The sequence below is a fragment of the Flavobacterium sandaracinum genome (assembly GCF_004349135.1).
Taxonomy (GTDB): domain Bacteria; phylum Bacteroidota; class Bacteroidia; order Flavobacteriales; family Flavobacteriaceae; genus Flavobacterium; species Flavobacterium sandaracinum.
In genome coordinates, this window is the sequence record NZ_SMFN01000011.1 from 129,597 (window position 1) to 137,459 (window position 7,863).

Annotated in this window: 7 protein-coding genes and 1 tRNA gene; 1 reads left to right on the forward strand and 7 read right to left on the reverse strand. The window is 34.1% G+C overall.

Going from position 1 to position 7,863, the window contains the following annotated elements:
• Positions 1–11: 11 nt before the first annotated feature.
• The 6 genes from E0F91_RS10730 to E0F91_RS10755 form a co-directional block, all read right to left on the reverse strand.
• Positions 12–2,108: a peptidylprolyl isomerase gene (locus tag E0F91_RS10730; protein WP_132066542.1), complete on the reverse strand. Its 2,097-nt coding sequence runs from the start codon at positions 2,106–2,108 to the stop codon at positions 12–14.
• Between the two features lie 108 nt (positions 2,109–2,216).
• Positions 2,217–3,476, reverse strand: a complete 1,260-nt coding sequence (locus tag E0F91_RS10735) for a hemolysin family protein (protein WP_132066543.1) — start codon at positions 3,474–3,476, stop codon at positions 2,217–2,219.
• Between the two features lie 3 nt (positions 3,477–3,479).
• On the reverse strand, positions 3,480–3,677 hold the full coding sequence (locus E0F91_RS10740) for a hypothetical protein (RefSeq protein WP_132066544.1): 198 nt from the start codon (positions 3,675–3,677) through the stop codon (positions 3,480–3,482).
• Between the two features lie 10 nt (positions 3,678–3,687).
• The gene (lptC, locus tag E0F91_RS10745) at positions 3,688–4,242 is read right to left on the reverse strand and encodes an LPS export ABC transporter periplasmic protein LptC (RefSeq protein ID WP_132066545.1); all 555 of its coding nucleotides are present in this window, start codon (positions 4,240–4,242) and stop codon (positions 3,688–3,690) included.
• A 40-nt stretch (positions 4,243–4,282) separates the two neighbouring features.
• Positions 4,283–5,530 (reverse strand): BamG family beta-barrel-assembly machinery protein, encoded by a 1,248-nt coding sequence (gene bamG, locus E0F91_RS10750; RefSeq protein ID WP_132066546.1) that lies wholly within the window; start codon positions 5,528–5,530, stop codon positions 4,283–4,285.
• Positions 5,523–6,257 carry a type III pantothenate kinase gene (locus E0F91_RS10755; protein ID WP_132066547.1) on the reverse strand — a complete coding sequence of 245 codons (735 nt, stop codon included), beginning with the start codon at positions 6,255–6,257 and terminating at the stop codon, positions 5,523–5,525. The genes bamG and E0F91_RS10755 overlap by 8 nt, the downstream gene beginning before the upstream one ends.
• Positions 6,258–6,385: 128 nt before the next feature.
• On the opposite strand from E0F91_RS10755, the gene E0F91_RS10760 reads away from it, so the two are divergent.
• A tRNA-Phe gene (locus E0F91_RS10760) sits at positions 6,386–6,458 on the forward strand.
• Between the two features lie 460 nt (positions 6,459–6,918).
• Here the strand turns inward: E0F91_RS10760 and E0F91_RS10770 are convergent.
• Positions 6,919–7,863, reverse strand: a 945-nt coding sequence (locus E0F91_RS10770) for an ISAon1 family transposase (RefSeq protein ID WP_243698881.1), incomplete at its 5' end; no start/stop codon positions are given.

A 7,863-nucleotide genomic window follows, 5' to 3' on the forward strand; every position in this document is an offset into this window, starting at 1 on the left:
ATTACTTTTAACTAGTAATTAAAATCTTGTCTATTGTCTTCAATTTTAGCATTTCCTTTCAATGCAGGAACTACTCTATTCGCATCTGAAGCGCTTTGTGTTTTCAACTTAGCCACATATGTCGCATGACTTTTCAATGCTGGTGCTTTTACTGTACTTGTATTTTTTACCACATAAACTGCTGTATTTCCTTCGATTGGAGCAGACATTTTATTTGTTGCCAAAGCAAATGCGTTACCCACTACTTTTGGCTCTGGACCAACATTTGGCAACATGGTATTTTCCATAGTAAGACCAGTTGCTTGTTGTACTGTTCCCCCTACTGCTTTCGCAATAGCTTCAAGCGAAGAACCATTCATTTTAGCTTTGATCAATTCTGCTTTTTTCTTGTTTTTAAGTATTTGTTCTACATAAGGTCTCGCTACAGAAACGGCAACTAAACCAGATTTATCAATACTTTTTACCTTTGCAATAACGTGTCCAACATTAGCCACTTCAAATCTTTTTACAGATCCTTCTTTAACTCCGTCTTCAAAAGCCCATCTTACAATAGTTCTTTGATTTCCTAAAGATCCAAAGTTTTCATCCATCCCTTTTACAGAAACAGCTGGAGCAACTGTAAGACCTAATTCTTTTGCTACTTTATTAAAATCTTTATCGGCAGCATCCATTTCAAATTTAGTTGCTTGAGTAAACATTTTATCAGAAGTAGCTTCAGATGCTTCAATTTTTTGAGCTACAGTGGCCAAACGAATTCCATCTTGTTTGTCTGTTACTTTAATAATATGAAAACCAAAATCAGTTTCTACTAAACCTACTTTCCCAATTCCATTACTGAAAACAAAATCATTAAACGGCTTCACCATTTGGTTTGGACCAAAATAACCTAAATCACCACCTTGTTGTGCAGATGAATCATCAGAGGCTGTAAATGCCAACATCAAAAAACTATCTGGATTAGCTGTAACTTGCGCTAAAATATCTTCTGCTTTAGCTTTAGCTTGTTCTTTCGTTCTTTTTTCTTTTTGATTAGGAACTTGAGTTCCTTCGTAACCAATTAAAATATGACTTGCTTTTGCGTTAACACCTGATTTCATTCCCATAGATTTAGAAATACAATAGTATTTTCCAAACATGTAAGGACCATAAACTGTCCCTGGAGCCAAGTTGAATAATTTATCAGCATCTACAGCTGGTAAATCTTTCTTAGCGATATAGGTAGAATCATAAGGAACATCTGAATTTGAATTCACAAAGTCAATTGCGTTTTTGGTAGTTCTAAATCCAGCTACAGTATCATTCTTTCCAGTCGCTTGATTGTATACTACACTTCCAGTCAACAATGCATTTATTTTGGATTTTACTTCGGCCTCATCAGCTGTAGAAGCTTTGTCTTCAATCAATACATATTCTACTTCACGAGATTCGTCTGCTTTGAATTTTTTTTCATTTTTCTTCATGTAGTCAACAATCTCTGCATCGGTGATTTTTACATCACTGTCTTTGATCGTCGAATACAAACCGGCAACGTAAGCAAAGTTCACTTTATTTGCTTCCATTTCGTATTTCATTTTTCCTTCACTTTCCGTTGTAAAAACGGCCGCTTTGATCATTGTATTGTACATCTGATACTTAGCATTTAGTTCAGCGTCTTTTTCTCTATCTTTTAAAAATTGAGCTTGTTCAGGATTCGACTTGAAGTATTCTTTGAATTTAGCAACATCAAACACACCAGCAGCATTCATAAATAATGGATTTCCACCAATATTTTGATCTGATTTTAAAACCTCTAGTATATGTTTTTCACCTACTCTTAGTCCTAACTTTTCAAATTCAGAAGTTAACAAAGCGATAGAAACCTCTTGCTCCCAAACTCTGTTTGCGGCTTCAGTTGAAGTTATCCCTTGACCACTTTTTTCAACATTACTTACTTTTACTCTAAAATCCTCGAATGCAATATCTTTTCCATCGATGCTTCCTACATCTTTTGATGTACTGTTGAAACCACCACTGTTGAATATATCACCTATGATAAATGCTAATAAACAAAACCCGATAACGAGTATCAGAAGAAGTGAACGTTGTCTAATTTTTTGTAAAACTGCCATTTTATTGTTGTTAATTTTTATATTCAGTTTGCGAAAATACAATTATCTAATTAATAATTATACTAGTAGCGTTTTATTTTGCAAGAAATTTTATTTTCACAATAAAAATCACTCTTGAACGCTCATTTTAACTAATTCTATTTTCTTATTTGTGGCTTCTTCTATTACGAAATGATAGATTCCTATTGGAATGACGTCTCCTTTTTGCGGAATTTCTTTTGTAAAATCAACAATAAAACCACCTAATGTTCCGTAGGAATCACCTTCTGGAATTTGTAATTTATAGGTTTGATTCAAATATTCCACGTCTAAACGAGCTGAAAATATAAAAACACCTTCTCCGAGTTCTTTTTCGACCAATTCTTCATCAGAATCATGTTCGTCTTCAATTTCGCCAAAAAGCTCTTCAACAATATCTTCAATAGTAATGATGCCTGATGTTCCCCCATATTCGTCCAAAACAACCGCCACACTTTTTCGCTTTTTAGTTAGCAAACTCATGGCATCCTTTATAAAAATTGTCTCCGGAACAAACTGTACCAAAATCACAATTTCTTTGATACTCTTTGGTTTTTTAAACAAGTCAAAGGAATGCACATACCCGATAATATCATCAAGAGAATTTTGATAAACCACAATTTTGGAATAGCCCGTTTCAATAAATAACGCCCTTAGTTCTTCGATTGAATCAAATAAGTCAATGGCTATAATTTCGGTCCTAGGACTCATTACATCTCTAGCCTTAACCCCTGAGAATTCTAGTGCATTTTGAAACATGAGTATTTCTGAATCTACCGTTTCGTTATCCTCCACCGTACTCATTTGTTCTGTAATGTAGTTTCCAAGTTCAATTTTACTAAAAAAAAGTGAAATGCTATCGCCTTGCGTTTTAAAGAATTTTCTCAGTATAAAATCAGAAATTCCTACAAAAAAGGCAGCCAGATAACCAAAAATCTTGTAAAAAAAATAAGCTGGAATTGCGAAGATTTTAATTAATGAGTTGGCATAAATTTGAAAAAAAACTTTGGGAAGAAATTCTGATGTAATCAAAATAAGGATCGTCGAAACAAGAATTTGCAACAATAGAAAAACTCCTTCGGAAAGCTCATAACCAAAGGATAAAAACCAACGCATAAGGACATCACCCATTAAAAACCCATAGACCACCAAGGTAAGAATATTACCTATACCCATGGAAACAATAAAATTAGTAGGTTTCTCCGTCAGTTTAGTCAATATTCTTGACAGAAAATTGTCTTGCTTTTTTTCAATCTCAAGATAGATTTTGTTCGAAGAGACAAAGGCTACCTCTACTCCTGAAAAAAAAGCACTTAGTATTAGACATAGTATGATAATACCAGCTTCCATCAATTAGGAATTTTTGTTTCTATCTTCAAATTTTTTAGCAAATTTTCTTCTGAAGAAAAACATAAAAATAGCTAGTCCTGCAATCATAAAACTCAACCAGGGATTTCCTGATGTAGGATCATTTGCTTTTGTAAAACCGTCATAAATGAAATAAGCTCCAAAAACAAGATAAACGTATTGTGTATATTTTAAGTAATTCATAGTGTTGAAATTATTCGTTTGTTTCTAATTCGCCCGTTATTTTTTGAGAATTAATGACCTTAAAATCTTTACTAAAGTCGATTCCTTGACCATTTGTAACCCCTTTCGGATCGGTAAATTTAAATTTTCTTTCGGTAAAAAACCATTCATTTTTTTGATCAAAATACAACTGCTCTGTTTCCAGTATTTGACCTTGTTCTGTAAAAATTTTCACCTTCCCTTGCAAATCGATTATATTGGTCCCTTTGAAAGAAATAGCATAATTCGATTTTATAAAGGTTTTTTTTTCTTTTTTATCGTACAAAGTCACATCAATCCCTTTTGGAAATTCAGTAAAAGGAAAATCAACACTTGCGTAATCAAGCATTTTAGAGCTCACAAGAACTGCAGTAATACGACCGGAATCCGTATACTTGAGATTGACCATATCTGCATCACTGCTGGGTACAAATTCAGAAAAATTAATTTTTTGTATCTCTTTAAAATTACTTTCGCACCCAAAAAATAGTGTCACAGCAAATACTGTGACAATCCATTTGATAGTATATTTTTTAAATAAAGTCATACGGTTAACTTACGAAGAAGTTGTAGTGGCAATTCCTCTTTTAGTTGAATTTTCGTTTCACAAACCATTGTTCGTTAAGAGAAAAACCAACACTGACGTTCGCATAGTTCTCTTCTACTAAATTGGCAGCAGTAGCTCCTCTTTTTCCTAATTCAACACCAATATTTACATTGGAGAATGTTCCGGTCAAAGGCAAGCCAACTCCGACTGTTAGTGCCATATCCTGGATAGGTTCTGCATTGATAACCAAACCTGTGTTCTCAAACCTAAAACCACCTCTGTAGGTAATTCTTTTGGCATAGCTTGTAAAGGAGTTGTAATTAGGCAGGTAATACCCTCCAATACTATATTTTGAATGTTTTTCGTAGGTCACATTGACTGGTGAATTGTAATTATTACCTATTGAACCCGCTTCTTGAAAAGTATAACCAACACCAATCAACCATTTTCTAGCTTCCCCAAAACCTGCTGCGGTAGCATATTTACTTGGCATTTTTAAATTTCTCTCTGTTTTCACATCTTCCAAAATATCTACAATAGACAAATCAAAATTTGTATTGTATAATGCTGTAGCTATATTTCTAGTATTTTTAGCCTTTAAAGTACTTTCTAAAGAGTAATTAAAACTACTGAAAAAAGATATTTTTTTATAAAACTTGGTTTCATACATTACACCAGCATTGAAATTAACTCCAGATAAATCTACTGTATTTAATTCTCGTGTGCCTATTGCAATATCCGTAATATACTCAAAATTATTAGTTTCAATTTTTCCGAAATTATAATTCACATCAGCGCCTATACTTAAACCCTTCATTATTTTATATCCTAAACCAAGGAATGCTTTGTTCAAGCCCCCTTTTCCGTTAAAACTTTGATTGTTTTCAGTAAGCGAACCCTCAGTTCTAATTTTATAACCAACAGAAGAATAAGGTATCAATCCAAAACCTAAGCCAAATTTACCTAGTGGTAAACCCACGGCCAAATAGTCTAAAGTGGTTCGACGCGCATTTGACGACTCGGTGTCGGTTTTTAATTTGGTAATGGCCTGAGTACCTCCTAAAGAAAATGTGGTCAGCTTCAAACTTGCGAAACTGGCTGGATTTTGTAAGTTCATATGAATACTATCCTGCTCAATAGCAATTCCACCCATTGATCGATTTTCTAATGTTCCTTTGAATCGCACATCACCTATTCCGTAAAAAGAGTATGGGGATGATGTCCCCTCTTGGGCAAAAGATACTAATGATAAAAGCAAACAAGCGCTTACTATAATTTTTTTAATCATTTTTGATTTTATATTGAAATGTTTGGTTCAAACTTTCCAACAGAAAATTTGAATTGGCAAATATGGTATTTTTTAATCGTTTAGCCAAAAAATCTGTGTCGCCACCCGTTAAAATTATTATAAAATTTGAATACCGTGTACTATATTCTGTTATGAAACCATCAATCTCATATACTAATCCATTGACAACACCAGAATGAATAGAATTTGAGGTAGAATTCCCTATTAATTCTTCCGGACTTTCTAATGTTAACAGAGGTAATTTAGCGGTGTAATTATGTAAGGATTGATACCGTAATCGCAATCCGGGCGTAATAGCACCCCCCAAATAGTTATTTTGGTGATCAATAAAATCATAGGTAATGCAAGTTCCTGCATCAATAACTAGTCGGTTTTGATTGGGGAACTGAAATACTGCTCCAGCTGCAAGAACCATTCGGTCTATACCTAAAGTTTTGGGTGTGCTGTATTTATTTTGGAATGGAAAAGGATCTTCATTGGAAACAAAACAAATATTAAGAACCGAATCAAATGCTAAAAACGACTGCTTTTCGACATCACCTACGGAGGAAACAACCAAATGCGCTACTTTTTGAAATTTTTTTAAAATATTTTTAATGTTTTTATCGAGCTCTATTTTGGTAAAAACAAAAATCTCTAAAAGTATAGCACCCTCAAAGACAGCCGCTTTAATTCTGGTATTCCCCACATCGACAACTAAAATCATAATTTGGTTTTTGATGTTGCGAAGGTACGAATTGATTTTTTTTAAAAAATGTTTTGGATAAACTAAAAATCATTCTATATTTGCACCCGCAATGAGCAAGCATTACAGCTTTCGAAAAGCACAAATAAGGTACCTTAGCTCAGATGGTAGAGCAATGGACTGAAAATCCATGTGTCCCTGGTTCGATCCCTGGAGGTACCACAAAACCCGAATAGCAATATTCGGGTTTTTTGTTTTAAAAATCTACTGAAATCATTAATTGCACCTGATATAATGGACAAAATTCAGCCATTTTCACAGAACCTTTGGGTATCTATTACTATAAACAGACATCTACCTGCGGATTGCAATATACCTGATGAACGCTCCATTTTCTTTTTTGTCTCTTGAAAAAATACCTTACAATATATTAAATTGAAACTTCTGCCCTCTTACTGATGCTTCATACATGAGCCCTCCTTTTTGCATGGTAAATACCCTCACACCATCAGCATACTTTACATTAGTTGAAGCACCGGCGGTTACAGCCACCGCCGAAGCTTGGGCAGAAAACTCGAATTAACTACTTTTAAATCGCTCTAAATCATTTTTCCCTTCAAAAAATATCACCTCCCGATAGGCTTGTCCAGGATCATAACGAAAACCTGTGGAGTAGCAAAAATTAAGCGTAAATATTTGTTAGTCTGAAAAGGAAAAACTCTATGTTCCTCACGCCTCTAAATTGAGATCTAAACGCTTTTATTTTTGCATTAAAGGATTCTGCAGAAGCATTGGTACTTCTGTTGTCAAAATAGTTTACTATCGTTTGGTAATGATTCTGTATTGATCTAGATATTGTATTAAATGATTTAAACTCAGCCTGAGCTACTTTTTCATGCCATCTAGCTAATTTGCTTAGACCATAAATTTTATCGGTTGTATTCTCAAAAACATTTCGTAAGTCTTGCGATAGCTGATATGCTTTTTCAATATTAGGATATAATTCAAATAGTAATTTAGCTCTTTCGGTTTGGTTTTGAGTCCATTTAGATTTGTTTTTATACAAAACATATCGACTTCTGGCTAATAATTGCTTAATGGTGTCGCCGTTAGATAGTGTTATAGGCTCGTATTTAGTTTTTGTGGTTTTAGCTTTTTCAATAGCTTCATTCTCCATATCAATTGCTTGCCACCTATATTTGATTCTAATTTCTTGCAAAGCTTCGAGCGCTAGTTTTTGAACATGGAATCGATCCGTAACTCTTACTGCATTAGAAAAGCATTTCTTGGCAATAAGCCCCATATTAGCTGCCATATCGAGTGTTATCTCGGTAACCGAATTTCTTAGCTTTAGCGGTATTTTTTCTAATATAGCAATTACTGTTTCTGCTTTGGTTCCAGCTACCATGGCTACTATAGTCCCCTTTCTGCCTTTTCCTGCTTTGTTGGTCACAATAGTATAGAGTTCGCCATTGGAGAGGGATGTCTCATCTATTGATAAACGTTTCCCAATGTTTTCAGGAAAAACAAGCCATTGTTTAGCATGCGACTTTTGTTTCCATGCTTTAAAATCACTTAAGTAATCTTTGTACTGATATTGCAAATTCCTTCCAGAAACCCCATAGAA